We start from the raw sequence: 25,645 nt of genomic DNA, 5'->3' as shown, positions 1-25,645 counted from the left end.
CTCCCTCTCCCCCTCGGCCTCCAGCCTAGCGAGTGGACAGGTGCGTGTGGATGTTCTGAGCGAGCACGGGACCGATTCCCTGGACTTCTTCGATCTGCCCTGGCTCGGCCGCACGCAGAGCGGTGACCGAGCCGAAGTGCTTGAGCAGCACCTTGATGCGCGCGGCGCCGAGCCCCGGAACCTCGGCGAGCACCGAACCGATGTCGTTTCGCCGCTTCTTGCGCTGATGAGTGATCGCGAACCGGTGCGCCTCGTCGCGCAGACGCTGCAGCAGGTAGAGCGCCTCACTCGTGCGAGGCAGGATCACGGGGAAGTCGTCTCCGGGGAGCCAGACCTCTTCGAGTCGCTTGGCGATGCCGCAGACTGCGATCTCGGTGTGTCCGGCATCGCGCAGCGCTCGCGCCGCGGCTTCGACCTGCGGTTGGCCGCCGTCGACCAGGAGCAGCTGGGGCGGGTAGGCGAAACGGGGCTTGCGGCGCACCGTCGCCTCGCCGACGTCTTCCCCGACGACCTCGTCGGTCGTCGGGTCGATCGTCTCCGACTCGTCAGGACGATCGAGGTAGGCGAGCCGGCGACGGAGCACCTGGTACATCGAGTCCGTGTCGTCTGTGGTCTCGGCGATGTTGAACGATCGGTACTGGTCCTTGCGGGGCAGGCCGTCTTCGAAGACCACCATCGACGCCACGACATTCGTGCCGCCCAGGTGCGAGATGTCGAAGCACTCGATGCGCAGGGGCGCCTCGTCCATCCCGAGCGCCTCCTGCAGGTCTGTGAGTGCCTGCGTGCGCGCGACATAGTCGGTGGTGCGACGGGTCTTGTGACGGATGAGTGCCTGCTGCGCGTTCAGAGTCGCGGTGCGCATGAGGTCGGCGCGCTGACCCCGCTGCGCGACCGCGATCTCGACCTTCTTGCCCCGACGCTCGCGCAGCCACACCTCGAGCTCCGCGGCGTCGTCGGGCAGGGTGGGGACCAGGATGCGCCGCGGAACGTCCTGCGCCTCGCCGTAGGCCTGCTGCAGCACCTGCTCGACGAGCTCGCCGCTGGAGATGTCGATCTCCTTCTCGATCGTCAGCGCGCGCACACCGCGCACTCTGCCACCGCGGATCACGAAGTGCTGCACCGCGGCGGCCAGCTCGTCCTCGGCGATACCGAAAAGGTCGGCGTCCTCGTCGCTGGGGAGCACGAGTGCGCTCTTGCCGAGCACCGCCTCGATCGCGGAGAGCTTGTCGCGATACTTCGCCGCCGCTTCGTAGTCCATCGCCGCGGAGGCCGCCAGCATCCGCTTGGTGAGCTCGCGGGTGAAGCGCTCATCACCACCGGCCATGAACGCGACGAAGTCGTCGACCATGGCGCGGTGCTCCTCGATGCTCACCGTCATCGAGCACGGACCACCGCATTTGCCGATCTGTCCGGGGAAGCACGGCCTGCCCGTCTGCATCGCGCGCCGGTAGCTGGAGTCGCTGCACGTACGGATCGGGAACGCCTTGACCATCAGGTCGATGGTCTCGTGCACCGCCCACACCTTCGGGAACGGACCGAAGTACCGCGCCCCCGGGATCTTCCGGTTGCGGGTCACGATCACGCGGGGCGCTTCGTCCGCGAGCGTCACCGCCATGAACGGGTAAGACTTGTCGTCTTTGTAGCGCACGTTGAAGGGCGGATCGAACTCCTTGATCCACATGTATTCGAGCTGCAGCGAATCGACGTCGGTCGGCACGACGGTCCACTCGACGGAGGCCGCGGTCGTCACCATGCGCCGCGTGCGCTCGTGCAGCGTGCGCAGCGGCGCGAAGTAGTTCGAGAGGCGCTGACGAAGGTTCTTCGCCTTGCCGACGTAGAGCACCCGGCCTGCGGCGTCGCGGAAGCGGTACACGCCGGGGTCGGTGGGGATCTCCCCCGGCCTCGGCTTGTACGACAGGACGTCGGCCATCAGCTGGCCTTCCGCGCGGAGCGCCCCTCACCCAGGATCTCGGAGAGGAACAGACCGGTGTGACTCTCCTCGACGCGCGCGATCTGCTCCGGTGTGCCTGTGGCGATGATCTGTCCGCCGCCGGAACCGCCCTCGGGTCCGAGGTCGATCACCCAGTCGGCCGACTTGATCACATCGAGGTTGTGCTCGATGACGATGACCGTGTTGCCCTTGTCGACCAGACCGCCCAGCACCTCGAGGAGCTTGCGGACGTCTTCGAAGTGCAGACCCGTCGTCGGCTCGTCGAGCACGTAGATGCTGCGACCGTTGCTGCGGCGCTGGAGCTCGGTCGCCAGCTTGACGCGCTGCGCCTCACCACCCGAGAGCGTCGTCGCCGACTGGCCGAGCCGCACGTAGCCGAGCCCGACGTCGACGAGAGTCTTCATGTAGCGGTGGATCGCCTGGATGGGCTCGAAGAAGTCGGCTGCCTCCTCGATCGGCATCTCGAGCACCTCGGCGATGTTCTTGCCCTTGTAGTGCACGGCGAGCGTGTCGCGGTTGTAGCGCTTGCCGTGGCAGACCTCGCAGTCGACGTACACGTCGGGCAGGAAGTTCATCTCGATCTTGATGGTGCCGTCGCCGGAGCAGGCCTCGCAGCGGCCGCCCTTGACGTTGAAGCTGAACCGGCCGGGCTGGTAGCCACGGACCTTCGCCTCCGGCGTCTCGCTGAAGAGTGTGCGGATGCGGTCGAACACACCCGTGTAGGTGGCCGGGTTCGACCTCGGCGTACGGCCGATCGGCGCCTGGTCGACATGCACGACCTTGTCGAGGTTGTCGAGTCCGGTCACCCGTGTGTGCTTGCCGGGAACGGTACGCGCACCGTTGAGCCGCGACGCCAGCACCTGGTAGAGGATGTCGTTGACGAGCGAGGACTTGCCGGAGCCGCTGACCCCGGTGACCGCGGTGAGCACGCCGAGCGGGAAGTCGGCCGTGACGTTGCGCAGGTTGTTCGCACGAGCGCCCACGACGCTCAGCATCCGCTTCTTGTCGATCTTGCGCCGCTTGGCCGGCAGGGGGATCTCGCGGCGACCGGAGAGGTACTCCCCCGTCATCGACGCACGGTCCTCGAGCAGGGCCGAATAGGGCCCGGAGTGCACGACCTCTCCGCCGTTGACGCCGGCGCCGGGGCCGATGTCGACGACCCAGTCCGCCGCTTCGATGGTCTCTTCGTCGTGCTCGACCACGATCAGCGTGTTGCCGAGGTCGCGCAGCGCGAGCAGCGTCTCGATCAGACGGCGGTTGTCACGCTGATGCAGACCGATCGACGGTTCGTCGAGCACGTAGAGCACCCCGGTCAGGCCGGAGCCGATCTGCGTCGCCAGGCGGATGCGCTGGGCTTCTCCGCCCGAGAGGGAGCCCGCCGAGCGACTGAGGTTGAGGTAGGACAGACCGACCTGCAGCAGGAAGTCGAGACGGAGACGGATCTCGCGAAGCACCTGCGCGGCGATCTTCGCCTCACGGTCGGTGAGCGTGAGGGTCTCCATGAAGGCGCGCGCGTCGGCCAGGCTGAGATGCGAGACCTCGGCGATCGAATGACCGTGCACATGGACGGCGAGGACTTCCGGCTTGAGACGGTTGCCGTCACACACCGGGCACGGCACCTCGCGGAGGTACTCGCCCCAGCGGTTGCGCTGGTTGTCGGACTCGGCCTGCAGGTACTGCCGCTCGATGTACGGCACCACGCCCTCGAACCCGGATGTGTACCGCATCTCGCGGCCGTAGCGGTTCTTCCACTTGACGGAGACCTTGTAGTTCTCGCCGCGCAGCACCGCGTTCTGCACATCGGAGTGGAGTTTGCGCCAGGGGGTGTCCAGCGAGAAGTCGAGGTCGTTCGAGAGCCCCTCCAGCAGGCGTTCGTAGTACTGGAACAGCCCCTTGCCCTGAGTGGTCCACGGGATGATGACACCTTCGCGGATCGAGAGGTCTTCATCGCCGAGCATCAGGTCGACGTCGACAGACATGCGCGTACCGAGTCCGGAGCAGGCGGGGCAGGCACCGAAAGGCGCGTTGAACGAGAACGTGCGCGGTTCGATCTCGGTGAGCGTGAGCGCGTGCCCGTTCGGGCACGCCAGCTTCTCGGAGAAGGTCTGCCAGGCGTCGTCGCCTTCGCCGTCGACGTAGTTGATCTGCACCACGCCGCCGGCGAGGCCCAGAGCGGTCTCGACCGAGTCGGTGACGCGTCCGAGGATGTCGTCGGAGGCGACGAGGCGGTCGACGACCACCGCGATGTCGTGCTTGTAGCTCTTCTTCAGCGTGGGCGGCTCGGCCAGCTGGATGAGCTCACCGTCGACGATCGCGCGGGAGTACCCCTTCGCGCCGAGCTCACGGAAGAGGTCGACGAACTCGCCCTTCTTCTGCGACACGATCGGCGCGACGACCTGGTAGCGAGTGCGCTCGGGAAGCTCCATGAGCTGATCGGCGATCTGCTGCACGGTCTGGCGCTGGATCCGCTCACCGCACTCGGGGCAGTGCGGGATGCCGATCCGCGCCCAGAGCAGACGCATGTAGTCGTAGATCTCGGTGATCGTGCCGACGGTCGACCGCGGGTTGCGGTTCGTCGACTTCTGATCGATCGAGACGGCGGGGCTCAGGCCCTCGATGAAATCGACGTCAGGTCGATCGACCTGACCGAGGAACTGGCGCGCGTACGCGCTCAGCGATTCGACGTAGCGACGCTGCCCCTCGGCGAAGATCGTGTCGAACGCCAGGCTGGACTTCCCCGATCCGGACAAGCCGGTGAACACGACGAGCGAGTCGCGCGGGATATCGATGTCGACGTTCTTGAGGTTGTGGACGCGGGCACCGCGGACACTGAGTTTTCCGGAGGAGGCAACGGGGACGATGGGCACCGAACAAGTCTACGAGGGGCCACGGACATTGGCTCCGCGAGGACGCTGACCCACACCTCAGTCCTGTACCTGAGACACCTTCCGGGGAGCATCCGACCTCCGCACGGCTCGCACTGCGAGCAGCACCCCGAGCACGAGCGCCACGGCGGCGAGCGGGGCGATCGCGGCGATCCCATGGTCGGCGTTCGAGGGCGCGAGCACCCACACGCCGAAGACGACAGGTTGCGCCAGCAGCTGCACGACGAGGAAGCGCGCAAGGCTCGGCCACAGCACGGCGAGGGCCACGCGCGAGAAGATCGGGATCTCGAGACTCACCGATGCGAGGACATGGATCGCGGGAACGAGCAGCACGGCGAGGGCTGTGCGTCCCGGATCCGATTCGCTCAGGAGGACGCCAAGAACGAGGCACGCGGCCCCGAACCACGCCGCCAGTGATCGCGGGAGCGCCACCGCGACGAGCGCGGCGACGACCGCCACCCCCTGCCACAGCGGGAAGGGAACGAGCACGACCGCGCCGCCCCACACGATCGCGAGAATCAGGAGGCGGACGGAGATCCCGGGAACAGCGGCACGCACCCGGAACGAACGGAGGCCGCGCGTCATCGCCGCACCGTCCGCATCCGTCGCTGGCGAAGGGCGGCGAGCCGCATCGCGACGTCGATGTCGGGATCCGTCCATGCGACGACCTCGACCCCGGCATGTCGGAGCTCGACGAGGATGTCGGAGCGTTCAGCGAGCAGCGTGCGCAGTGCGATGCGCTGCTCACGAGTCAGCCGACTGCGGTCAGGAATCGGGAGCACATCGACCGCGACCACGACATGACCCGCCGCCCGCCACCGGGTGGCCAGCTGAGCGGCGACGCCGTCGAAGAACGTCGAGAGCACGAAGACGATGGATTCCGACGGCACGACCGGCGACCGTCGGTACCGGGACACCTCATCGCTCTGTCCGGTCGCCGCGATCATGTCCCGCACGCGTGCGAGGTGGCGCGGGCCGCCACCCGAGGGAAGGCTGCGGCCGCCGGGCGACAAGGCGTGGTACGCGACCCGATCACCGACGCCGACCGCCGCCGTGGCGATGGAGAGTGCAGCCTCACGCGCGAGATCCAGCGAGGTGACCCCTGATCGGTCGGCGTCGTCCGCTCCCCAGGAGGCGACCACGGTCCCCAGATCCTCCGCGGTGTCCACGGCGATCACCACCGAGGAATCGCTGAGGGTCGTGCTGCGTCGAACGAGGAGTTCGCCCGGTCGACGAGCCGCGCGAGCCGTCGCCCGCCAGTCGACGCGGCGCAGCTCGTCGCCGGGGACGAACGGATGGATGTCGCGGAAGTCACCGCCCTGGCCGGGACGGACACCTTCGTGGGCGCCGTGCAGACCCGTCAGCCGGGGAGCGACCGGCAGCTGCCCGATCCGGACCTGCCTGGGTGGGGTGTTCCACTCCAGCACGACGCGGGGGCCGGCTTCCGAGACCCATGCGCCGTCGAGCGCGACGCCGCGCACAGTCACTCCGAGCAGCTCCACAGGACCGGAGTGCTGCAGGCGGTTGCGGGTGAGGAGGATGGAGTGCCCAGGTCGCGCATCGGCGAGCCCGGACCGCCGCGCCTCCTGATCGATCGCCACCTGGACCCAGTCGCCGTCGAGGATCGCATCGACTTCCGCCATGACCTCCGACGAGTCTCCCGAACCCTCGACATGCGCACGCAGTTCGATCGACATCGTCGAATCCCGAGGCCGACGCATAAGCATCCATGCTGTCCCGAGGGCGAGCGGAAGTCCAATGCCGACGACATCGGGCCGCGAGAACACCAGGCCCGCCGCTGCCAGGATCGCCGAGCCGGCGATGCCGATCGCGATCACGGGCGTCCGACTCCAGCGCGCAGAGGAACGCGCCGTGACGCGGACCGGCTCGGTCACCGCACCGCGGCCACGGTCGGCGGCACGGGCGTGCTCTCGACCACCGCGGCCACGACGGTCCGGGGGTCGATTCCCTGTGCCCACGCCTGCGGCGTGAGCGTGAGGCGGTGCGCGAGCACCGCCTCCGCGATGCGCTTGATGTCGTCGGGACGGACGAAGTCTCGTCCGTCCAGCGCCGCGAGTGCGCGCCCGAGCAGCACGAGAGACTGCGATCCGCGCGGCGAGGCTCCGACGGCGACATGCGTCGCCTCCCGCGTGGCCTTCGTCAGCTCCACGCAGTACCTGGCGACATCGGCGTCGACATGGATCCTCTCGACGGCTGCTTGGATCGCGAGCAGACCTGCCGCGTCGACGACGGGGTCGACGGATGCATCGGGACTCTGTCGGCGCACGCGGTCGAGGATGATGCGCGTCTCATCCTCCGGTGCGGGGTACCCCACGGCGAGGCGCACCATGAAGCGGTCGAGTTGCGCCTCGGGAAGCGCATACGTCCCCTCGTACTCGATGGGGTTCGAGGTCGCGATCACGTGGAACGGCAGTGGGAGCGGGAAGCTGTTCCCCTCGACGGTGACCTGATGCTCCGCCATGGCCTCCAGCATCGCCGACTGGGTCTTGGGGGTCGTGCGGTTCACCTCGTCGGCGAGGAGCAGACCGGTGAAGATCGGCCCGGGCCGGAACACGAAGTCGCCGGTGGCCGGCGCGTAGACGTAGGAGCCGGTGACATCCCCGGGGAGCATGTCCGGAGTGCACTGCAGGCGACGGAAGTCGAGGCCGAGCGCCGACGCCAGACTCCGCGCAGCGAGCGTCTTGCCCAGCCCCGGAACATCCTCGAAGAGCACATGGCCACCCGCGAGGATCGCAGCGAGGGCGATCGTGAGGGGCTCGTCCATCCCGACGACGGCTCCGCGGACGCTGTCGAGCACTCGACGCCCGGTCTCGGCGATCTGGGTGGTCTCCTGGCTGCTCATCCGGCCTCCTCCGTGTCGTTCGGGATTCGTTCGATCGCGTCGAGCACGATCTCGATGTCGGTGCGCTGCACTTCGCGACGGTGCAGGCCGTCGCGCACCCCCTCGCCGAGGAGGGCGTCTATGCGAGCGTGCTGCGTGGGGTCGTCGAGGTCGAGTCCACGCAGGGCGAGGCGTCTTCTCAGCACGCCCTGCACCCGGCGCACGACGACGTGGCCGGCAACGCCCGTGCGCGTGTTGATCGCCCAGGCCATGCGCGACACCTCGGAGCCGCGCGAGTCGCGGCCGGACTTCTCGGGAGGCCACGCCGGCCCCACCTCGATGAACTCCTGGCGACAGGCGACGACCACGGCGACGACGAGTATCATCCACGCGAGCACGAACGGCACAGGGAAGCCCAGCTGCGCGAGCAGCAGGAGCACGGCCAGGGCGAGAACGCCACCGATACCCAGGACCAGCATCCGTCGCTTCATCGCCACCCCTCCTGGATGCCTCGAAGGCACTGGGAGGCGCGGGCTCGATCGCTCTCGTCGGCGTCATGACCGCCGAAGCGGACCTGCTCGTAGAGGGCGAGCAGGGTGACCACGTCGGCGGCGATTCCGGCGCGCCGACCGACGATGCGCACGGTGAACTCCGACGGAGTCTCATTGCGTCCTCGCCCGGCACCGGCGTCCGCCGCCGACTCCTCCAGGCCCACCCACGCTGCCACGATACTGTCGCCGGGCACGGGGCGGTCGTCGATCGTCCGCAGGGCCTCCTCGATTCCTCGTCGGATCGTGGCCTCGTCCGGCTCGACATCCGTCACGGGCGTGGCCACGACCTGGATGGCGACCTGCGCCGCCTCTTGGCGTGCGAGCGGGCGGTCACGCCACAGCCCCACGAGGTAGCGGATCAGGAGCCGCACACCGAGGTAGGCCATCGCGAGCACAGCGGCGAGGACGACCGCGGCGAGGATGTAGCCGATGATCGCGAGCAGCGGCGAATCCTCCGGAGGCTCCAAGGGCGGGGGTGCGGTGTCCGTCGGCGCGGTCGGCAGGACATCCTCGCCAGCGCGCCCCTCGGTGTCGTCCAACCACCCGCCGAACTGCGGAATCCCCTGCGTGGCCGCCGCGAACATGATCGTCACGAAGAAGCCTGTTATCGCGAGCAACGGGAGCAGAAGCCTCGTTCGAGGCCGTTCTTCTCCGACACGCTGCCGCTCCGGGACCGAGGGCTCGGAGCGCGACATGCCTCCACCCTAGGGGGCTGTCCCCCGCCCCGGACCCGAGCGCGCCGTGAGACGACTCGTCAGGCGAGGTCAGGGCGCCGACCGGCGAAAGGGCCGAGACCGTCCCGAAGGGCCGCGATCTCATCGACGCCCATGCCCACCGCCGCCATCACCTGGTGCGGAACGTCGATCGCCCGATCACGGAGGGCCGACCCCGCTGCGGTGAGTGTGATCTCCAGACGTCGCTCGTCCTCGCTGCTGCGCTGACGTGCGACCAGCCCCTCGGCTTCGAGCCGTTTCACCAGCGGCGATGCGGTCGCCGGCTCCATGGCGAGATCGACCGCCAGATCGTTGAGCGTGCGCGGGGCCCTCTCCCACAGCGCCAGCATCACGAGGTACTGCGGATGCGTGAGGCCCAGCGGCTCGAGGATCGGGCGATACAGGGCGACGACGTTGCGCGCCGCTGTCACTAGGGCGAAGCAGAGCTGGTTCTCGAGCCGGAGCAGGTCGTCGGATGCCGTCACAAGGGAGACTATACATCTGCACTAATAGTTAGTACACTAACGAACATGGCAAAGGATTCCGACCGCCCACCCCTCCGCACTCGCATCCGCGACGCAGGAGGGCTGTACTCCTGGGTGAACACGAACCTCATCCGGTTCGCGGGGCCCGCATCCGTCGGTCCGTACGAGAAGACCCCGCCACCCAGCGCTGCCGAACGCGCCGAGCGCGCCTGCCCGCTCTGCGGCGCCCCGATGACGAAGCACGAGATCGACCGCACCGGACCCAAGACCCTGGTGCACTGCCCGTAGCGTCAGCCCTGCTCCGGGGTTTCGACCGCCGAGCCCGTCGACTCGCGGGCGACATCGAGCCAGAACATGAGCTCCGTGTCGTCTTCGATGACACCCGGCACCACGTCGATCCACCCCGAACCCATCGTGCGCGAACCCATCACCGCACGTGCGGCTCCGGGGTGCGTGAGCAGCGCCGCGCCGTTCTCGTCGTCGACGCGCACCAGGAGGACTCCACCAGGACGCGCTCCGACGAGAATGTGCCCGTCATCGAGGAACGCCCTGGTGCCGAACATGCGTCGCTCTTCGATCCAGGTGTCGGCCCCCAACAAGGCGCGTACCCGGTCGGCCAACTCATTCCCCGCAGCGTCCATCGACCAGCCCCTGTCTACGCGTGTCCAGCGCGCTCCATGGCGCGGAGCTCCTTCTTGAGATCCTGCACCTCGTCACGCAGACGCCCGGCGAGTTCGAACTTCAGCTCGGCGGCCGCCGCGAGCATCTGGTCGGACAGGTCCTGGATGGTGGCCTCGAGCTGCTGCGCCCCATCGGCTGCGATACCCGTGCGCCGCAGGTTGGGCGTCGGCGATTTGCCCTTGCCCGTCGCGCGGCCTCGACCCGAGAGCATCTCCGCCGTGTCTGCGCCCTCACGGGCGAGCACCTCGGTGATGTCGGCGATGCGCTTGCGGAGCGGCTGCGGGTCGATGCCGTGCTCCTTGTTGTACGCGACCTGCTTCTCGCGGCGCCGGTCGGTCTCCTCGATGGCCTTCGTCATCGAATCGGTCATCTTGTCGGCGTACATATGCACCTCGCCGGACACGTTTCGAGCGGCACGACCGATGGTCTGGATGAGGGAGGTACCCGAACGCAGGAAGCCCTCCTTGTCGGCATCGAGGATCGCGACGAGGGACACCTCCGGCAGGTCGAGACCCTCACGCAGGAGGTTGATGCCCACGAGGACGTCGTACACTCCGGCGCGCAGCTCGCTGAGCAACTCGACGCGACGCAGCGTGTCGACGTCGGAGTGCAGGTAACGCACCCGCACCCCGTGCTCGCCGAGGAAGTCGGTGAGCTCTTCTGCCATCTTCTTCGTGAGAGTCGTGACGAGCACACGCTCGTCACGCTCGACCCGCACACGGATCTCCTCGAGCAGATCGTCGATCTGCCCCTTCGACGGCTTCACCACGATCTCCGGATCGACGAGGCCCGTCGGGCGGATGATCTGCTCCACGATGCCGTCGGCGATCCCCATCTCGTACTTCCCGGGGGTGGCCGAGAGGTAGACCGTCTGCCCGATGCGGTTCTTGAACTCGTCCCATCGCAGCGGCCGGTTGTCCATCGCGCTGGGCAGGCGGAAGCCGTGGTCGACGAGCGTGCGCTTGCGAGAAGCATCGCCCTCGTACATGGCGCCGATCTGCGGCACGGTCACGTGCGACTCGTCGATCACCAGCAGGAAGTCATCCGGGAAGAAGTCGAGCAGGGTGTGCGGCGGCTCGCCGGGCGCACGTCCATCCATATGCCGCGAGTAGTTCTCGATGCCGGAACAGAAGCCCAGCTGCTGCAGCATCTCGAGGTCGAAAGTGGTGCGCATGCGCAGACGCTGCGCCTCGAGGAGCTTGCCCTGCCGCTCGAACTCCGCCAGACGCTCTTCCAGCTCCGTCTCGATCGTGCCGATCGAACGCTGGATGACGTCGGTGCCGGCCACGTAGTGCGAGGCCGGGAAGATCGGCACGGCATCGAGCTTCTCGATGACCTCTCCGGTCAGCGGGTGGAGCGAGTACAGCGCCTCGATCTCGTCGCCGAACAGCTCGATGCGGATGGCGTGCTCTTCGTAGACGGGGATGATCTCGATCGTGTCGCCGCGCACACGGAAGTTGCCCCGCGAGAAGTCGACGTCGTTGCGGTTGTACTGCATCGCGATGAACTGCCGGATGAGCGCGTCACGGTCGTAGCGCTCCCCCACCTGCAGCGCGACCATGGCACGCAGGTACTCCTCCGGCGCCCCGAGTCCGTAGATGCACGACACGGTCGAGACGACGATGACATCGCGGCGACTCAGCAGCGAGTTCGTCGTGGAGTGGCGCAGTCGCTCGACCTCGGAGTTGATCGACGAGTCCTTCTCGATGAAGGTGTCGGTCTGGGGCACGTAGGCCTCGGGCTGGTAGTAGTCGTAGTACGAGACGAAGTATTCGACCGCGTTGTTCGGCATGAGTTCGCGGAACTCGTTCGCGAGCTGAGCGGCCAGCGTCTTGTTGTGCGCGAGCACGAGCGTCGGGCGCTGGACCTGCTCGACCAGCCAGGCCGTCGTCGCGGACTTTCCGGTACCGGTCGCGCCGAGCAGGACGACATCGGTCTCGCCCGCGTTGATGCGTGCCGCCAGGTCGGCGATGGCCTTGGGCTGGTCGCCTGCAGGCTCGTACTCGCTGATGACCTCGAAGGGTCGGACACTGCGCGTGGGTTGCATACCTCCAGCGTATGCCGCCCCTCCGACATCGAGGCCGTCGCCCGATGACGAGATGCGCTCAGCCGGACGACTGGCCGCTCGACGCACCGCGCAGTGCGGAGAAGGCCGCGAGAGCGGCGGCCGCGCACATCCCGACGATGACGGCGACGAACCACCCCCAGCTCGCGGCCCCGAACACGAGGCCGAGCATCCAGCCGAACAGACTCGATCCCGCGTAGTAGGCGAAATAGTAGAGGGACGAAGCCTGCGCCCTGCTGGCAGGACCGGCGGCGACAGGCGTCCACCCGGAGGCGATGGCATGGGCTCCGAAGAATCCTGCGGTGAAGAGCACGAGCCCCGATAGCACGATCGCCACCATCGGCACCAGCAGCAGAACCGCACCCGCGGCCATCACACCGATCGAGGAGAGGAGTACGGGGAAGCGTCCGATCCGCGAGGCGAGCGCGCCGGCCCACGGAGAGGAGGCGGTGCCTGCCAGATAGGCCAGGAAGAGCAGCGGCACCAGCCAGGCCGGGAGGGCGAACGGCTCGGCCGAGAGATGGAAGCCGAGGTAGTTGTACACCGCGACGAAGGCCCCCATGAGCAGGAAGCCCTGTGCATACAGCGCCCACTGCAGCGGCGAGCGCAGAGGCGCCCGGAGCTTCTCCAGGATGCCGGGCCCGCGGTCCACTCGCAGCCGTCCGGGGACGAACCCCCTGGCGCGGGGCGTGAGCCAGAGGAACAGAGCAGCGGCCAGCGCGCACATCAGGGCGACGGAGAGGATTCCGGCACGCCATCCGCCCACTTCCCCGACGATCCCCGACGCGATGCGGCCGAGCAGCCCGCCTACGGTGGTTCCGGCGATGTAGCTCCCTGCGGCCGCGGCGGCGTGCCGTGCCTCGACCTCCTCGCTGAGATAGGCCAGGGCCACGGCCGGCACAGCGCCCAGGGCCACTCCCTCCGCGAACCGGAGCGACAGCAGCGTGATGATCTCACCGCTGAGCGGCGCGGAGAGCCCCAGCGCCGTCGCCGTGAGAACGCCCGTGGCCATGGCCGGCACCCGACCGATGCGATCGGCCACGACCGACCAGGGGATGACGGCCAGTGCCAGCCCGAGGGTGGCCGCCGACACGCTCAACGCCGCCGTGGCCGGGCTGACGGCGAGGTCGGACGAGATCTGCGGCAGCACGGCCTGAGCGGAGTACAGCTGCGCGAACGTCGCGATGCCGGCGAAGAAGAGGCCGACGATCAGACGCCGATACTCGCGCGAACCCGGCGCGTGACCGGAGAAGGTCACTTTTCGCTGATCCGCTCCCAGAGGGCGTCCGTCTGCTCGAGCGTGCGCTCCAGGGTGTCAGAGGTGTCGATCACGACGTCGGCGATCGCGAGGCGGCGGTCATCGGAGACCTGGGCGTCGATCCGGTCCTGCGCCGCGCTCTCGTCCATGCCGCGCAGGTCGACGAGCCGCTGCCGACGCAACGCTGCAGGAGCGTGCGCGACCACGATGAGATCCCATGGGTCGTCCACCCGAGCCTCGACGAGAAGGGGCACGTCGTAGACGACGACGGCTTTCGCGTCGTCGGCGAGGGCGGCATCGAAACGCCGCTGCGATTCCTCGCGCACCGCAGGATGCACGATCGCGTTCAGTTGCGCGAGGTGGTCGGGATGGCCGAACACCTTCGCCCCCAGCGCGGCTCTGTCGAGGGAGCCGTCCGGTGCGATGACGGCGGCGCCGAAGGCCTCCGAGATCCTCGCGAGGACCGGCGATCCGGGCGACTGCACGTCCCGCACGATCTGATCTGCATCGACGATCACGGCACCGTGCTCTGCCAGGCGCCGGGCTATGGTCGACTTCCCGGAGGCGATGCCGCCGGTGAGGGCGATGAGGGGCATGCCGCCAGTCTAGGCGTCGTCGAGATCGTGTCTCATCGGGCGAGCAGCTGACGGCGCGAGCTGATCACGCCGGTGTCGAAGCCCGCCAGATGCAGTCCGCCGTGGAATCGCGCGTGCTCGATCTTGATGCAGCGGTCCATGACCACCGAGAGACCGGCGCCCTCGGCGATCGCTGCCGCGTCCTCGTTCCACGACCCGAGCTGCAGCCACAGCGTCTGCGCCCCCACCTCGATCGCTTCCTGGGCGACGCCGGGGAGGTCGTCATGCCGACGGAACACGTCGACGATGTCGGGCACCACGGGCAGGTCGCTCAAGGTCGCGTAGACGGGCTGTCCGAGGATTTCCGTCTCGCGTGGGTTCACCAGGTACACGTCGTAGGCCGTGCTGGAGAGCAGATACGTCGCCACGAAGTACGACGCGCGTGCGGGGTTGTTGGACGCTCCGACGATCGCGATCGACTTCGCGCGTCGCAGCAGTCCGAAACGCTCCTGCTGGGTCGGCCCGATCCAGGTCCGCCGCGGCGACGTCGGCACCGCATCCGGAAGGGCGCAGGCCGCCGTCTCATCGGTCACGGAGGGCAGCGCGCACGCATCGCCCGGGGTCGTCGCGCTCATCGGTTCGCTCCTGTCGCCGCGGTGAGGGCCTGATCGAGGTCCCAGATGATGTCCTCGGCATCTTCCAGTCCGACCGAGATGCGGATCAGGTCCGGACGCACACCAGCGGCGACGAGCTGCTCCTCGGTGAGCTGGCGGTGCGTCGTCGAGGCCGGGTGGATCACCAGGGTGCGGGCATCGCCGATGTTCGCGAGGTGCGAGGCGAGCTGCAGGTTCTCGATCAGGCTCTCCCCCGCCGCTCGGCCGTCTGGCGACGCGACCCCGAAGGCGAAGACGGAGCCGGGTCCGAGCGGCAGGTACTTGGCCGCGCGGTCATGATGCGGATGCCCTTCGAGCCCTGCCCAGGTCACGTATGCCACGCGCGGGTCGGAGGCGAGCCAATCGGCGACGATGCGAGCGTTCGCGAGGTGCGCGTCGATGCGCTGCGGAAGGGTCTCGATCCCCTGGAGCAGATTGAACGCCGACTGCGGGCTGAGCGCAGGACCGATGTCGCGCAGCTGTTCGGAGCGGAGCTTGGTGAGGAATCCGTACTCGCCGAAGTTGTCCCACCATTTGATGCCGCCGTACGAGTCGACGGGTTCGGTCATCTGCGGGAACTTGCCGTTGCCCCAGTCGAACGTGCCCTTCTCGATGACGACGCCACCGAGCGTGGTGCCGTGCCCGCCGAGGAACTTCGTCACGGAATGGATGACGATGTCGGCGCCGTGTTCGAGAGGACGCGCGAGGTAGGGGGTCGCCAGCGTCGCATCGACCACGAGCGGCACACCCGCCGCGTGGGCGACGGCGGCGAGCCCCTCGATGTCGGCGATCTCACCCGACGGGTTGCCGATCATCTCGACGTAGACGACCTTCGTCTCCGGGCGGATCGCGGCGGCGAAATCGGCCGGGTCCGTCGAGGCGACGAACGTGGTCTCCACGCCGAAGCGGCGCAGCGTGACATCCAGCTGAGTGATCGTTCCGCCGTACAGCTGCGCAGCGGCGACGACGTGATCGCCCGCGCCGACCAGAGCGGCGAACGTGATGAACTCCGCGCTCATGCCCGAGGCCGTGGCGACGGCGCCGATACCGCCTTCGAGCGATGCGAGGCGCTCCTCGAGAGCGGCGACCGTGGGGTTCCCGATCCGGGAGTAGATGTTGCCGTACTTCTGCAGGGCGAAGAGGTTGCCGGCATCCGCCGCGTCGTCGAAGACGAACGACGTCGTCTGGTAGATCGGCACGGCCCTCGCACCGGTCGAGGCGTCGGGGGTTCCACCGGCGTGAAGTGCCCTGGTGCGAAATCCGAAGCGATGTTCTTCCGTCATGATGTCCTCAGTTCAGCGGCGGCGAGCACGTCGGCGATCTCATCGACGGCCCAGGGGTTCTGCAGCGACGTGGTGTCTCCGAGCGGCTGGGTTTCGCGACCGGCCCGTCGATCCTGCTCGGCTTCCCACAACTGCGCCAGGAGTCGTCGCATGATCTTGCCCGACCGCGTCTTGGGCAGATCGGGCACGACCACGATGTGCTGGGGCTTGGCGACGGGGCCGATCGACTGCGCGACCTGAGCGCGCAGGTCGGCCGGATTCACGTCGGCACGGCCGGAAGGCGTCACGAAAGCCACGACAGCCTGACCGGTGACGGGGTCGGAGACTCCGGCGGAGCCCGCCTCGCCGACCGTGTCGTGTGCGACGAGAGCCGACTCGATCTCGATCGTGGAGAGCCGGTGTCCCGAGACGTTGACGACGTCATCGAGGCGACCGAGGATCCAGATGTACCCGTCGGCGTCCCTGGTCGCGCCATCACCGGCGACGTAGAAACCGCCGAAGCGTCCGTGACCGGAGAATGCCGACCAGTACGCGTCGCGATAGCGCACCGGGTCGCCCCAGACGGTGCGGGCCATCCCGGGCCACGGGCGGCGGATGACGAGTGTCCCCGAGCGACCGGGTGCCACCTCGATCCCGTCGGCGTCGACCACCGCGGCGTCGATCCCCGGCAGCGGCACCGACGCCGAACCGGGTTTGAGCCGCGTGACGCCCGGCAGCGGAGCGATCATCGCGGCGCCGGTCTCCGACTGCCACCACGTATCGATCACCGGCAGCTCGTCACCGCCGAAGTTCTGCCGGAACCACATCCAGGCCTCGGGGTTGATGGCCTCGCCGACCGTGCCGAGCAGTCGAAGGGTCGACAGGTCGTGGCCGCTCGGCAGCTCGGCGCCGAACCACGTCATGAAGGTGCGGATGAGCGTGGGTGCCGTGTAATACACGGTGACCCCGTACCGTTCGATGATCTCGAGGTGGCGCTCCCGATGCGGTGAATCCGGTGTCCCCTCGTAGATGACCTGGGTGAGACCGTTCGAGAGCGGGCCGTAGATCTCGTAGGTGTGCGCGGTGACCCAGGCGAGGTCCGCCGTGCACCAGTGCACGTCGTCCGGCTTCGCGTCGAAGTGCGCCCAGTGCGCCCAGCTCGCCTGCGTGAGATACCCTCCCGAGGTGTGCACGAGCCCCTTCGGCTTCCCGGTGGTACCGGAGGTGTAGATGATGAAGAGGGGATACTCGGCGTCGAACGCCTGTGCCTCGTGGGCAGACGGAGCGGTGTCGACCACGTCGTGCCACCAGAGATCACGCCCGTCGGTCCACGGCACGTCCTGACCGGTGCGCCGAAGCACGAGCACGTGCTCGAGGTCGGGAAGACCGGCCGCCGCGACGTCGGCCGTGGTCTTGACCACGGTGGCGACGCCGCGACGATACTGCCCGTCGCTCGTCACCAGCAGCTTCGCGCCGGTGTCTTCGAGGCGGAAGCGCACGGCCTCGGCCGAGAATCCGCCGAACACCAGCGAATGCACGGCACCGATCCGGGCGCAGGCGAGCGTGATGACGATCGTCTCCACGAGAACGGGGAGGTAGATCACGACGCGGTCGCCCGACTGGATGCCGAGCGCGACGAGGGCGTTGGCGGCGCGGGAGACCCGCTGCTGCAGGTCGGAATAGGTCACCGCGATGCGGTCGCCCTGCTCGCCCTCGAAGTGCAGGGCCACCCTGTTTCCGTGGCCGGCCTCGACGTGTCGATCGACGCAGTTCGCGGCCACGTTGAGCCTGCCGCCGACGAACCAGCGTGCCGCAGGAACCGCGTCGCCGATCGGCGGCTCCCACTCATGGGCGGTATGCCACGGTTCCGACCAGTCGAGGCGGCGGGCAGCATCCTCCCAGAAGGCGACGGGATCTGCTGCCGCGCGCGCATAGGCCTCCCCCGTGACGTTCGCGTGCGGGAACTCGTTCGAGGGCTCGTAGACGCGTGTCTCCTGCAGCCGGGCCTCGGTCACGCTCACACCCATCGTCGGAGAAGGTACTTCTCCACCAGCACGAGGAGGCCGTTGGTGAGGGTGCCCAGCAGCGCCAGCAGGATGATCGAGAGCAGGATGCGGTCGACCCGACCGCTGCTCTGGGAATCGGTCAGCAGGAAGCCGAGGCCCATGGACGACGCGATGAGCTCGGCGGCGACGAGGAACAACCAGGCCTGGGCGAGCGCGAGGCGAAGGCCGGAGATGACGGAGGGCACGACGGCGGGCAGTTGCACGACGCGGAACAGCGACCATCCGCGCAGGCTGAACGATCGTCCGGCCTCGACGAGCTGCGGATCGACGTGACGCAGCGCCGAGGCGACCGTGGTGTAGACGGGGAAGAACGCCCCGATCACGATGAGCGTGACCTTGGACTCCTCGCCGATCTGCATCCAGAGGATCAGCAGCGGCACCCAGGCGAGCGAGGGCACCGCACGGACGGCGGCGAGCGTCGGGCTGAGCAGTACGTCTCCCAGCCGCGACAGCCCCACCACGCCGGCCACGGCGAGCCCGATCACCGATCCGATGGCGAATCCGAGCAGCACGCGCTGCACGGAGATGGCGATGTGTGTCCAGAGCTGCCCGCTCTGCGCCAGCTCGACACCGGCCTGGAAGACAGAGGCGGGTGTGGGAAGACGGTACGACGGAATCGCTCCATTCGTCGTCACGACCTGCCAGACGATCACGATGATCGCCGGCAGTACCAGCCCGGCGATGATCCGCACTGCGGGTCGATCCCACGTGCGCCGAACGTCGGGGTCAGGGCGCCGGAGCTCTCCCCTGGCGAAGTCGAGGGCGTCTCGCGAATCCGCAGGGACGATCACCCGCTGGTCGAGGTCGCTCACTCGCCGTCGACCGCCTTCTTGGCGAACGTGTCGTTCACGATCGACGACAGAGCCTTGTCGACGGACTCCTTGCCGCCCTGCACGTCGCCGGACTCCACGAGCACGGGAGCGATCTTCTCGAGCACGGCGATCTGGTCGTCCCCGGGGATCCCGCTCACGTCGAGATTCGAGCGCTCCTCGATCACGGTGGTGGCGACCCCGATGTCGATGCCGGCGACCTCGGCGAGAAGCGCCGCGGTCTTGTCGGGGTTCTCGAGCGCCCACTCACGGGCCTGCTCGTACGCATCGACGACGGCCTGCGCCAGGTCGGGGTGGTTCGTGATGAAGTCCTCGGTGGCGTTGAGGAAGCCGTACGTGTTGAAGTCGACGTTGCGGTAGATGAGCGTGTCTCCGGACTCCGCCTCGGCCGCGGCCATGATCGGATCGAGACCCGCCCACGCGTCGACCGAACCACCGTCGAGAGCGGCACGGCCGTCCGCGTGCTGAAGGTTCTGCACCTCGACGTCGGACAGAGACAGGCCGCCCTCTTCGAGCGCCTGCAGCAGGAAGAAGTACGGGTCGGTGCCCTTGGTGGCCGCGACCGAGGCGCCCTTGAGGTCTTCGATCGAGGTGATGTCGCTGTCGGGTCCGACGACGATCGCCGCCCACTCCGGCTGCGAGAAGATGTCGATGACCTGGATGGGCGAGCCGTTCGCCCGGGCCAGGAGCGCAGCCGATCCCGCCGTCGATCCGACATCGACCGACCCGGAGCGCAGCAGCTCGTTGGCCTTGTTCGAACCGGCGGACTGCACCCACTCGACGGTGACATCGTCGCCCAGGATGTCTTCGAGGATGCCCTGGTCGCGGATCACGAGGCTCAGCGGGTTGTAGGTGGCGAAGTCGATCGAGAGCGTGTCGGCTGACCATTCGGTCGTGCCGGCGGTGGGCTTCGTGTCGGTGGCTGCGGCGTTCTCTCCGGCGACGCAGCCGGTGGCGACGAGCATCATCGTCCCGGCGATCGCGATCGCGGGGATGATTCGGCGGGTGGTGATGCTCATCGGTTCTCCTCGGCGGTGCTGTGGTGGGTGTCGACGCCGAGGCCTTCGAGAAGGTCGGCGCGCAGGTCGGCGAGGCCGCGATCGGCGCGGTCTCGGGGGCGGAGGCCCGGCACGGTGATCGTGCGGGCGATGGAGGACTCGTCGGTTTCGGTTTCGTCCAGGGTGCGCAGCAGAAGCACACGGTCGGCGAGGTAGAGGGCCTCTTCCACGTCGTGGGTGACGAGGAGGACCGTGGTCGGCTCCGCGGCATGGATCTTCAGCAGCAGGTCGTGCATGCGCAGGCGCGTGAGCGCGTCGAGCGCCCCGAACGGCTCATCGAGCAGGAGGACGCCGGGATTGCGGGCGAGGGCTCTCGCGAGGGATGCGCGCTGGGCCATGCCGCCGGACACCTCACGCGGGCGCTGGTCGGCCGCATGGTCGAGGCCCACCAGGTGCAGCAGCTCGCGCACGCGTTCACGACCGGCACGACGAGCGGTGCCGCGCGGCAGGCCGAGCTCGACATTCTGGGCGATCGTGCGCCACGGAAGCAGCCGGGGCTCCTGGAACGCGACGGCCGTGCGCTCGTCGACGTCGGCGACGAGCGAGTCGTCGAGGCGGATGCTGCCCCGTGTCGGTGCGTCCAGGCCGCCGATGAGGCGAAGCAGGGTCGACTTTCCGCACCCGGAGGGTCCGACCACGGCCACGATCTCACCCGCGGCGATGTCGAGCTCCACACTGCGCAGCACGTCGCGGCGTCCGCTCGCCAGCGGAAACGATCGTTCGATGCCGTCGAGCCGGACCGCCTGTGCGGTCCCCCACGCCGACGGGACGGCTGTGGTGCGCGGCGCGGGCAGCAGGGCGGTCATGTGCCCATGCTGGCCGAGTGGATCGATTGCGACGAATGCGGGCGTAATGCTGCGTCACGCACGGGAGTCCGCCGCGCGGACATGCGAAACGGGCCGCCACACCCGCCCGAAGGCGAGGTGACGACCCGTTTCAGAATGCTGCTTACGCGTTGCCGCCCGAGAGCTTCTCGCGCAGAGCGGCGAGAGCCTCGTCGTCCGCGAGGGTGCCGGCGCCGGCAGCCTCGCTGGTGAAGGACTGGCCACCGAAGTCGTCTCCGGCCGCAGCCTCGGCCTCGGCCGCCTTGACGACCTGAGCCTTGTGCGCCTCCCAGCGAGCCTGGGCTGCAGCGTACTCCTGCTCCCATGCCTCGCGCTGGGCGTCGAAGCCTTCCTTCCACGCACCGGTCTCGGCGTCGAAGCCCTCCGGGTACTTGTACTCGCCGTTCTCGTCGTACTCGGCGAGCATGCCGTACAGGGCCGGGTCGAACTCGGTGCCGTTGGGGTCGACCGACTCGTTGGCCTGCTTCAGCGACAGCGAGATGCGACGACGCTCGAGGTCGATGTCGATGACCTTGACGAAGACCTCTTCGCCGACCGACACGACCTGCTCAGCCAGCTCGACGTGCTTGCTGGAGAGCTCGGAGATGTGGACGAGGCCCTCGATGCCGTCTGCGACGCGAACGAACGCACCGAACGGAACGAGCTTGGTGACCTTACCCGGCGTGACCTGACCGATCGCGTGGGTACGGGCGAAGACCTGCCACGGGTCCTCCTGCGTCGCCTTCAGCGACAGGGAGACGCGCTCGCGGTCGAGGTCGACCTCGAGGATCTCGACGGTGACCTCCTGGCCAACCTCGACGACCTCGGAGGCGTGCTCGATGTGCTTCCAGGACAGCTCGGAGACGTGCACGAGGCCGTCCACGCCACCCAGGTCGACGAACGCACCGAAGTTGACGATCGACGAGACGACACCCTTGCGAACCTGACCCTTGTGCAGGTTGTTCAGGAACGTGGTGCGCGACTCCGACTGCGTCTGCTCGAGCAGCGCGCGGCGGCTCAGGACGACGTTGTTGCGGTTCTTGTCGAGCTCGAGGATCTTCGCCTCGATCTCCTGGCCGAGGTACGGCGTGAGGTCGCGGACGCGGCGCAGCTCGATGAGCGAAGCCGGGAGGAAGCCACGGAGGCCGATGTCGACGATGAGTCCACCCTTGACGACCTCGATGACCGTACCGGTGACGACGCCGTCGTTCTCCTTGATCTTCTCGACGTCTCCCCAGGCACGCTCGTACTGTGCGCGCTTCTTGGAGAGGATCAGACGGCCTTCCTTGTCCTCCTTCTGGAGAACGAGGGCCTCGACCAGATCGCCGACAGCGACGACCTCGTTGGGGTCGACGTCGTGCTTGATCGAGAGCTCACGCGAGGGGATGACACCCTCGGTCTTGTAGCCGACATCGAGGAGGACCTCATCGCGGTCGATCTTGACGATCGTGCCTTCGATGATGTCGCCGTCGTTGAAGAACTTCAGGGTCTTCTCGACCGCGGCCAGGAAGTCCTCAGCAGATCCGATGTCGTTGATGGCGACCTGCTTGGTGGCCGGGGCGGTCGTTGCGGTAGTCATGTAGTGGGTTGTCCTTGTTGAATGGAGACTCGGGCTGGGAGGCAACGGCCGCGCACGGCCGACTGCATGCTTCACAGCAGTTGGATTTTGGCTTTCTCGCCACGAGGGCACGCGTATGCACGCCACGAGTGACAGTTAACGCTATCAGAACTTCCGACACTGCAGGAGTCGGATTCCCCCGCGCATCACGCTGTGGATAACTCACACGGGCCGTCGACCCTCCGGGTTACCGTGACGGGGTGATTCCGCCGACAACTGCCTCCGCCATGTCCCGTCGTTCCGGTGTGCTCATGATGGTCTCGATCGTCGTGATGCTCGTGGGCTGTGCGCCGACGCCCGAGCCCACGCCCACCCCCACCGCGGCCTTCGCCTCGGAGGAAGAAGCCTTCGCCGCCGCAGAAGAGACGTATCGGGCCTACACGGATGCGGTAAACCAGGTCGACTTCAGCGACCCTTCGACATTCGACGCCGTGTACGTGCTGCTGTCCGGCGCAAGTGAAGCGTCAACGAGGAAGGTCTTTAGCGAGTTCTATGCTGCGAAGGTTCGCACGATCGGGCTCACAAAGTACGACTCGTTCGCCGGAGCCTCCGCGGATCTCGCTAGCGGAACCATCTCAGCGAATGTCTGCGTTGATGTAACCGAGGTCGACGTTGTCGACGAATCCGGCTCATCCGTAGTCTCTCCCGATCGACCCGCCCGACAACCCATGCTGGTCACCTTTGACGGAGCGCATGGCAGTGGACTCGTCACGATCTCAGCCCAAGATCCGACAGACACATTCACGTGCGCGTCGTAATCGCCTCCTTGTTGCTTCTCGTCCAGGTGCCTTTGTTGTCGGCGTCGGCAACTAGCTCCTGCAACGTGGCCGTCGCTTGGGTAGCTGGCTGCAGCAATAATGGCAACTCCTTGACCATCTCCGGCACGCAGACCCAGACCTCGTCCGACGGCCCCGGCGACAGCGCCCCGCGCCCCGGCTCCCCGCCCTCCCCTGTCTTCCCCGTGCACGAGTTCGACTTCGATACTTGTCTCGACGACTGGAACAGCTCCCGCGGCTGCTTCCGCGCTGTGGTCGATGAGGAGCCGTCGTCACCGGGTGAGGACTCGCCTGCAGCGCCGGTGATCACTATCGACGACCTCGCGCAGTTCGCTCCGGATCCGGTCACGAGCGAGGGCGAGCCCGACAACGTCGGCGTGGCCGGGATGCCGACGAACTTCATCGCAGCGGCATCCGTGCACACGCGCTCTGGCACGCTTTTCGGCGCACCGCTCAGCGTGCGCTTCACGCCTGTCGGCTATGAGTTCGTGCACGGAGACGGCACGTCAGCCACCTCGGGCACAGGCGGACAGACGTGGTCGGCGCTCGGTCAATCACCGTTCACCCCCACCTCCACGAGCCATGTGTACAGCGAACGGGGCACGTACCAGGCGCACGTCACGGTCCGTTACGCCGCCGAAGTCGACCTCGGCGGCGGCTGGTTCCCGGTCGCCGGCGACCTCACGGTCCCCGGCCCCGCGCGAGAGATACGCATCTTCGAGGCGCACACCGCGCTCGTGGCGTCCACCTGCGCGCAGCGACCGTCCGCACCCGGCTGCTGAGACGACGCACGCGGACTAACGTACGGCGGTCACGACGACCGGAGCACCGTCCGCATCCACATAGCCTTCCAGCGTCAGCTTCGCATCCGCGGCGACGCCCTCCGCCGGCACGAACGTGAACTGCGGAACCAGATCCATCGTGCAGACCTCGTTCGCGCTCGGCTCCAGCCGGACGATCCCCTCCATCTCGCTGATGACTTCGACGGTTCCGGCGGCCGGCATGCACGTCGACGACCCCCACGTCAGGATCGCGAGCTCGTGCTCATCGATCCACGTCGCCGCCGGTGTCTGCGGAGACATCCTGTCCGCAGGGATGATCTCCCCGTCCGCGAGCCCGGGCAGGGTGAGCTCGCTCTTCATGCCTGCCGCGTCGGTCACCGTCAGCTCAACCGGGCGTGAGGAATCGAACCCGGCCGGCAATCCCATGTAAGTTCCGTGCGCGGTCTGCACGGCCGCACACACCTCGTCCTGCCCTTCGACGAGCACGATCTCGAGGGACTGATCCCCCGCCACGATGTCCCCGATCTGCGGCACGCACGCATCGCCCCACGTCTTCAACACGAAAGACGTTCCATCGAGCCACGCCGCCTTCGGGGCATAGGACGTGTCAGAGGTGTTCGGATAGGACGTCGACTCCGGAACCGGAGAAGTTCCCGCCGACGTCGCGCATCCGGTCAGTGCCGCGGCGAGCACCACCCCGCCCAGGACGAGGGACGAGAACGTGCGAAGAGGAGCTTTCATACCCGTGAGTGTCCCCACCGAGCGGATCGTCTCAGTCTGCGACCGACATGAGCCGGCCCGCGCCACATGCCCGTGCCAGACTGTCGTTCGTGACCGATCGCCTCATGCTGCTCGACACCGCCAGCCTCTACTTCCGCGCTTTCTACGGCGTCCCCGACAAGGTGACTGCGCCGGACGGCTCGCCGATCAACGCGGCACGCGGTCTGCTCGACATCATCGCCAAGCTCGTCACGCTCTACGAGCCCACTCATGTGGTCGCCTGCTGGGACGACGACTGGCGCCCGCAGTGGCGCGTCGACCTCATCCCCAGCTACAAGACGCACCGCGTCGTCGAAGTCGTCGAGAGCGGGCCAGACGTCGAAGAGGTTCCCGACCCTCTCGAAGCCCAGATCCCCCTCATCCGCGAGACGCTCGCGGCGATCGGGATCCCCATCGTCGGGGTCGCGGAATACGAAGCCGACGATGTGATCGGCACGCTCGCGACCACCGCGACGATGCCGGTCGACATCGTCACGGGTGACCGTGACCTGTTCCAGCTCGTCGACGACGCCCGCGACGTGCGGGTCATCTACACCGCACGCGGCATGAGCAACCTCGAGATCGTGACCGATGCGACGGTGGTCGCGAAGTACGGCGTGCTCCCCTCGCAGTACGCCGACTTCGCCACCATGCGCGGGGACGCCTCAGACGGACTCCCCGGTGTGGCCGGCGTCGGCGAGAAGACCGCGGCGACCCTGCTCCAGGCGCACGCCGATCTCGAAGGCATCCGCGCCGCCGCCGAGGCAGGAGAGGGCATGAGCGCCGGAGTGCGCGCGAAGCTGCTCGCGGCTTCCGCCTACCTCGATGTCGCGCCGACCGTGGTGGCCGTTGCCACCTCGCTCCCCCTCACCGCGCCCGACGTCCCGCTTCGAGTGCTCGACCCCGCAGAGGTGGACGCGGCCACGGCACTCGCGGACAAGTGGAACCTCGGCGGCTCCATGACCCGTGCGGTCGCGGCGGTGTCCGACGCCGCGCTCAAAGCCGGCTGAC

The 25,645-nt window shown here is 67.9% G+C and carries 24 protein-coding genes; 4 read left to right on the top strand and 20 right to left on the bottom strand.

Annotated features, from left to right (window positions below; all coding sequences use genetic code 11):
• Positions 1 to 25: 25 nt before the first annotated feature.
• From uvrC to D514_RS31075, 8 genes are all read right to left on the bottom strand, one after another.
• Positions 26 to 1,930 carry an excinuclease ABC subunit UvrC gene (gene uvrC / locus D514_RS31110; RefSeq protein ID WP_017830283.1) on the bottom strand — a complete coding sequence of 635 codons (1,905 nt, stop codon included), beginning with the start codon at positions 1,928 to 1,930 and terminating at the stop codon, positions 26 to 28.
• Positions 1,930 to 4,818: an excinuclease ABC subunit UvrA gene (gene uvrA, locus D514_RS31105; RefSeq protein ID WP_017830282.1), complete on the bottom strand. Its 2,889-nt coding sequence runs from the start codon at positions 4,816 to 4,818 to the stop codon at positions 1,930 to 1,932. Before uvrA ends, uvrC begins: the two co-directional genes overlap by 1 nt.
• Positions 4,819 to 4,875: 57 nt before the next feature.
• Positions 4,876 to 5,421, bottom strand: a complete 546-nt coding sequence (locus D514_RS31100; protein WP_017830281.1) for a hypothetical protein — start codon at positions 5,419 to 5,421, stop codon at positions 4,876 to 4,878.
• Positions 5,418 to 6,731 (bottom strand): DUF58 domain-containing protein, encoded by a 1,314-nt coding sequence (locus D514_RS31095; RefSeq protein WP_031206018.1) that lies wholly within the window; start codon positions 6,729 to 6,731, stop codon positions 5,418 to 5,420. The genes D514_RS31100 and D514_RS31095 overlap by 4 nt, the downstream gene beginning before the upstream one ends.
• Entirely contained in the window at positions 6,728 to 7,699 is a 972-nt protein-coding gene (locus D514_RS31090) for a MoxR family ATPase (protein WP_017830279.1), read from the bottom strand. The genes D514_RS31095 and D514_RS31090 overlap by 4 nt, the downstream gene beginning before the upstream one ends.
• Positions 7,696 to 8,169, bottom strand: a complete 474-nt coding sequence (locus tag D514_RS31085; RefSeq protein ID WP_236610961.1) for a hypothetical protein — start codon at positions 8,167 to 8,169, stop codon at positions 7,696 to 7,698. Before D514_RS31085 ends, D514_RS31090 begins: the two co-directional genes overlap by 4 nt.
• Positions 8,166 to 8,813 (bottom strand): DUF4129 domain-containing protein, encoded by a 648-nt coding sequence (locus tag D514_RS31080; RefSeq protein ID WP_236610985.1) that lies wholly within the window; start codon positions 8,811 to 8,813, stop codon positions 8,166 to 8,168. Before D514_RS31080 ends, D514_RS31085 begins: the two co-directional genes overlap by 4 nt.
• A 170-nt stretch (positions 8,814 to 8,983) precedes the next feature.
• The gene (locus D514_RS31075; protein ID WP_017830276.1) at positions 8,984 to 9,427 is read right to left on the bottom strand and encodes a MarR family winged helix-turn-helix transcriptional regulator; all 444 of its coding nucleotides are present in this window, start codon (positions 9,425 to 9,427) and stop codon (positions 8,984 to 8,986) included.
• A gap of 45 nt (positions 9,428 to 9,472) precedes the next feature.
• Between D514_RS31075 and D514_RS31070 the strand changes: the two genes are divergently transcribed.
• A complete protein-coding gene (locus tag D514_RS31070; protein ID WP_017830275.1) occupies positions 9,473 to 9,715 on the top strand; it encodes a hypothetical protein in 243 nt (80 codons plus the stop codon).
• Positions 9,716 to 9,717: 2 nt separating this feature from the next.
• Here the strand turns inward: D514_RS31070 and D514_RS31065 are convergent, their stop codons facing one another.
• The 11 genes from D514_RS31065 to rpsA all read right to left on the bottom strand — a co-directional run bounded on the left by D514_RS31065 (position 9,718) and on the right by rpsA (position 22,278).
• Entirely contained in the window at positions 9,718 to 10,068 is a 351-nt protein-coding gene (locus D514_RS31065) for a TfoX/Sxy family protein (protein WP_031206015.1), read from the bottom strand.
• Positions 10,069 to 10,082: 14 nt separating this feature from the next.
• Positions 10,083 to 12,155: an excinuclease ABC subunit UvrB gene (uvrB, locus tag D514_RS31060; protein ID WP_017830273.1), complete on the bottom strand. Its 2,073-nt coding sequence runs from the start codon at positions 12,153 to 12,155 to the stop codon at positions 10,083 to 10,085.
• A gap of 58 nt (positions 12,156 to 12,213) precedes the next feature.
• Positions 12,214 to 13,431, bottom strand: a complete 1,218-nt coding sequence (locus D514_RS31055) for an MFS transporter (RefSeq protein ID WP_017830272.1) — start codon at positions 13,429 to 13,431, stop codon at positions 12,214 to 12,216.
• Positions 13,428 to 14,027: a dephospho-CoA kinase gene (gene coaE / locus D514_RS31050; RefSeq protein ID WP_017830271.1), complete on the bottom strand. Its 600-nt coding sequence runs from the start codon at positions 14,025 to 14,027 to the stop codon at positions 13,428 to 13,430. The genes D514_RS31055 and coaE overlap by 4 nt, the downstream gene beginning before the upstream one ends.
• Before the next feature lie 32 nt (positions 14,028 to 14,059).
• Positions 14,060 to 14,641 (bottom strand): CoA-binding protein, encoded by a 582-nt coding sequence (locus D514_RS31045; RefSeq protein WP_017830270.1) that lies wholly within the window; start codon positions 14,639 to 14,641, stop codon positions 14,060 to 14,062.
• Positions 14,638 to 15,942 carry an O-acetylhomoserine aminocarboxypropyltransferase/cysteine synthase family protein gene (locus tag D514_RS31040; protein WP_017830269.1) on the bottom strand — a complete coding sequence of 435 codons (1,305 nt, stop codon included), beginning with the start codon at positions 15,940 to 15,942 and terminating at the stop codon, positions 14,638 to 14,640. The genes D514_RS31045 and D514_RS31040 overlap by 4 nt, the downstream gene beginning before the upstream one ends.
• On the bottom strand, positions 15,939 to 17,948 hold the full coding sequence (gene acs, locus D514_RS31035) for an acetate--CoA ligase (protein ID WP_017830268.1): 2,010 nt from the start codon (positions 17,946 to 17,948) through the stop codon (positions 15,939 to 15,941). Before acs ends, D514_RS31040 begins: the two co-directional genes overlap by 4 nt.
• Entirely contained in the window at positions 17,939 to 18,799 is an 861-nt protein-coding gene (locus tag D514_RS31030; protein WP_017830267.1) for an ABC transporter permease, read from the bottom strand. The genes acs and D514_RS31030 overlap by 10 nt, the downstream gene beginning before the upstream one ends.
• Positions 18,796 to 19,836, bottom strand: coding sequence for an aliphatic sulfonate ABC transporter substrate-binding protein (locus D514_RS31025; RefSeq protein WP_017830266.1), 1,041 nt, complete (start codon positions 19,834 to 19,836; stop codon positions 18,796 to 18,798). Before D514_RS31025 ends, D514_RS31030 begins: the two co-directional genes overlap by 4 nt.
• On the bottom strand, positions 19,833 to 20,681 hold the full coding sequence (locus D514_RS31020) for an ABC transporter ATP-binding protein (RefSeq protein ID WP_017830265.1): 849 nt from the start codon (positions 20,679 to 20,681) through the stop codon (positions 19,833 to 19,835). The genes D514_RS31025 and D514_RS31020 overlap by 4 nt, the downstream gene beginning before the upstream one ends.
• 142 nt (positions 20,682 to 20,823) lie before the next feature.
• Complete coding sequence (gene rpsA / locus D514_RS31015; protein ID WP_017830264.1) at positions 20,824 to 22,278, bottom strand: 30S ribosomal protein S1; 1,455 nt, start codon at positions 22,276 to 22,278, stop codon at positions 20,824 to 20,826.
• A 239-nt stretch (positions 22,279 to 22,517) separates the two neighbouring features.
• On the opposite strand from rpsA, the gene D514_RS31010 reads away from it, so the two are divergent.
• Both D514_RS31010 and D514_RS31005 read left to right on the top strand, forming a co-directional pair.
• Positions 22,518 to 23,075, top strand: coding sequence for a hypothetical protein (locus D514_RS31010; RefSeq protein ID WP_144053045.1), 558 nt, complete (start codon positions 22,518 to 22,520; stop codon positions 23,073 to 23,075).
• A gap of 110 nt (positions 23,076 to 23,185) precedes the next feature.
• On the top strand, positions 23,186 to 23,875 hold the full coding sequence (locus D514_RS31005; protein ID WP_017830262.1) for a PKD domain-containing protein: 690 nt from the start codon (positions 23,186 to 23,188) through the stop codon (positions 23,873 to 23,875).
• 15 nt (positions 23,876 to 23,890) lie between these two features.
• Here the strand turns inward: D514_RS31005 and D514_RS31000 are convergent, their stop codons facing one another.
• Positions 23,891 to 24,616, bottom strand: coding sequence for a hypothetical protein (locus D514_RS31000; protein WP_017830261.1), 726 nt, complete (start codon positions 24,614 to 24,616; stop codon positions 23,891 to 23,893).
• Between the two features lie 89 nt (positions 24,617 to 24,705).
• Here D514_RS31000 and D514_RS30995 point away from each other — a divergent pair, with 89 nt between their 5' ends.
• Entirely contained in the window at positions 24,706 to 25,644 is a 939-nt protein-coding gene (locus D514_RS30995; protein ID WP_036323574.1) for a 5'-3' exonuclease, read from the top strand.
• Position 25,645: the final 1 nt, after the last annotated feature.

Source organism: Microbacterium sp. UCD-TDU, from assembly GCF_000340625.1.
In the GTDB taxonomy this organism is placed as follows: Bacteria; Actinomycetota; Actinomycetes; order Actinomycetales; family Microbacteriaceae; genus Microbacterium; species Microbacterium maritypicum.
This window is presented reverse-complemented; position numbering and strand designations above follow the sequence as displayed.

What these genes read in the sequence shown, in the direction of transcription:
- uvrC (WP_017830283.1), bottom strand. Translation starts at nt 1,930, where the DNA reads ATGGCCGACGTCCTGTCGTACAAGCCGAGGCCGGGGGAGATCCCCACC.
- D514_RS31100 (WP_017830281.1), bottom strand. Translation starts at nt 5,421, where the DNA reads ATGACGCGCGGCCTCCGTTCGTTCCGGGTGCGTGCCGCTGTTCCCGGG.
- D514_RS31090 (WP_017830279.1), bottom strand. Translation starts at nt 7,699, where the DNA reads ATGAGCAGCCAGGAGACCACCCAGATCGCCGAGACCGGGCGTCGAGTG.
- D514_RS31085 (WP_236610961.1), bottom strand. Translation starts at nt 8,169, where the DNA reads ATGAAGCGACGGATGCTGGTCCTGGGTATCGGTGGCGTTCTCGCCCTG.
- D514_RS31080 (WP_236610985.1), bottom strand. Translation starts at nt 8,813, where the DNA reads ATGTTCGCGGCGGCCACGCAGGGGATTCCGCAGTTCGGCGGGTGGTTG.
- D514_RS31070 (WP_017830275.1), top strand. Translation starts at nt 9,473, where the DNA reads ATGGCAAAGGATTCCGACCGCCCACCCCTCCGCACTCGCATCCGCGAC.
- D514_RS31065 (WP_031206015.1), bottom strand. Translation starts at nt 10,068, where the DNA reads ATGGACGCTGCGGGGAATGAGTTGGCCGACCGGGTACGCGCCTTGTTG.
- uvrB (WP_017830273.1), bottom strand. Translation starts at nt 12,155, where the DNA reads ATGCAACCCACGCGCAGTGTCCGACCCTTCGAGGTCATCAGCGAGTAC.
- coaE (WP_017830271.1), bottom strand. Translation starts at nt 14,027, where the DNA reads ATGCCCCTCATCGCCCTCACCGGCGGCATCGCCTCCGGGAAGTCGACC.
- D514_RS31045 (WP_017830270.1), bottom strand. Translation starts at nt 14,641, where the DNA reads ATGAGCGCGACGACCCCGGGCGATGCGTGCGCGCTGCCCTCCGTGACC.
- D514_RS31040 (WP_017830269.1), bottom strand. Translation starts at nt 15,942, where the DNA reads ATGACGGAAGAACATCGCTTCGGATTTCGCACCAGGGCACTTCACGCC.
- acs (WP_017830268.1), bottom strand. Translation starts at nt 17,948, where the DNA reads ATGGGTGTGAGCGTGACCGAGGCCCGGCTGCAGGAGACACGCGTCTAC.
- D514_RS31025 (WP_017830266.1), bottom strand. Translation starts at nt 19,836, where the DNA reads ATGAGCATCACCACCCGCCGAATCATCCCCGCGATCGCGATCGCCGGG.
- D514_RS31020 (WP_017830265.1), bottom strand. Translation starts at nt 20,681, where the DNA reads ATGACCGCCCTGCTGCCCGCGCCGCGCACCACAGCCGTCCCGTCGGCG.
- rpsA (WP_017830264.1), bottom strand. Translation starts at nt 22,278, where the DNA reads ATGACTACCGCAACGACCGCCCCGGCCACCAAGCAGGTCGCCATCAAC.
- D514_RS31000 (WP_017830261.1), bottom strand. Translation starts at nt 24,616, where the DNA reads ATGAAAGCTCCTCTTCGCACGTTCTCGTCCCTCGTCCTGGGCGGGGTG.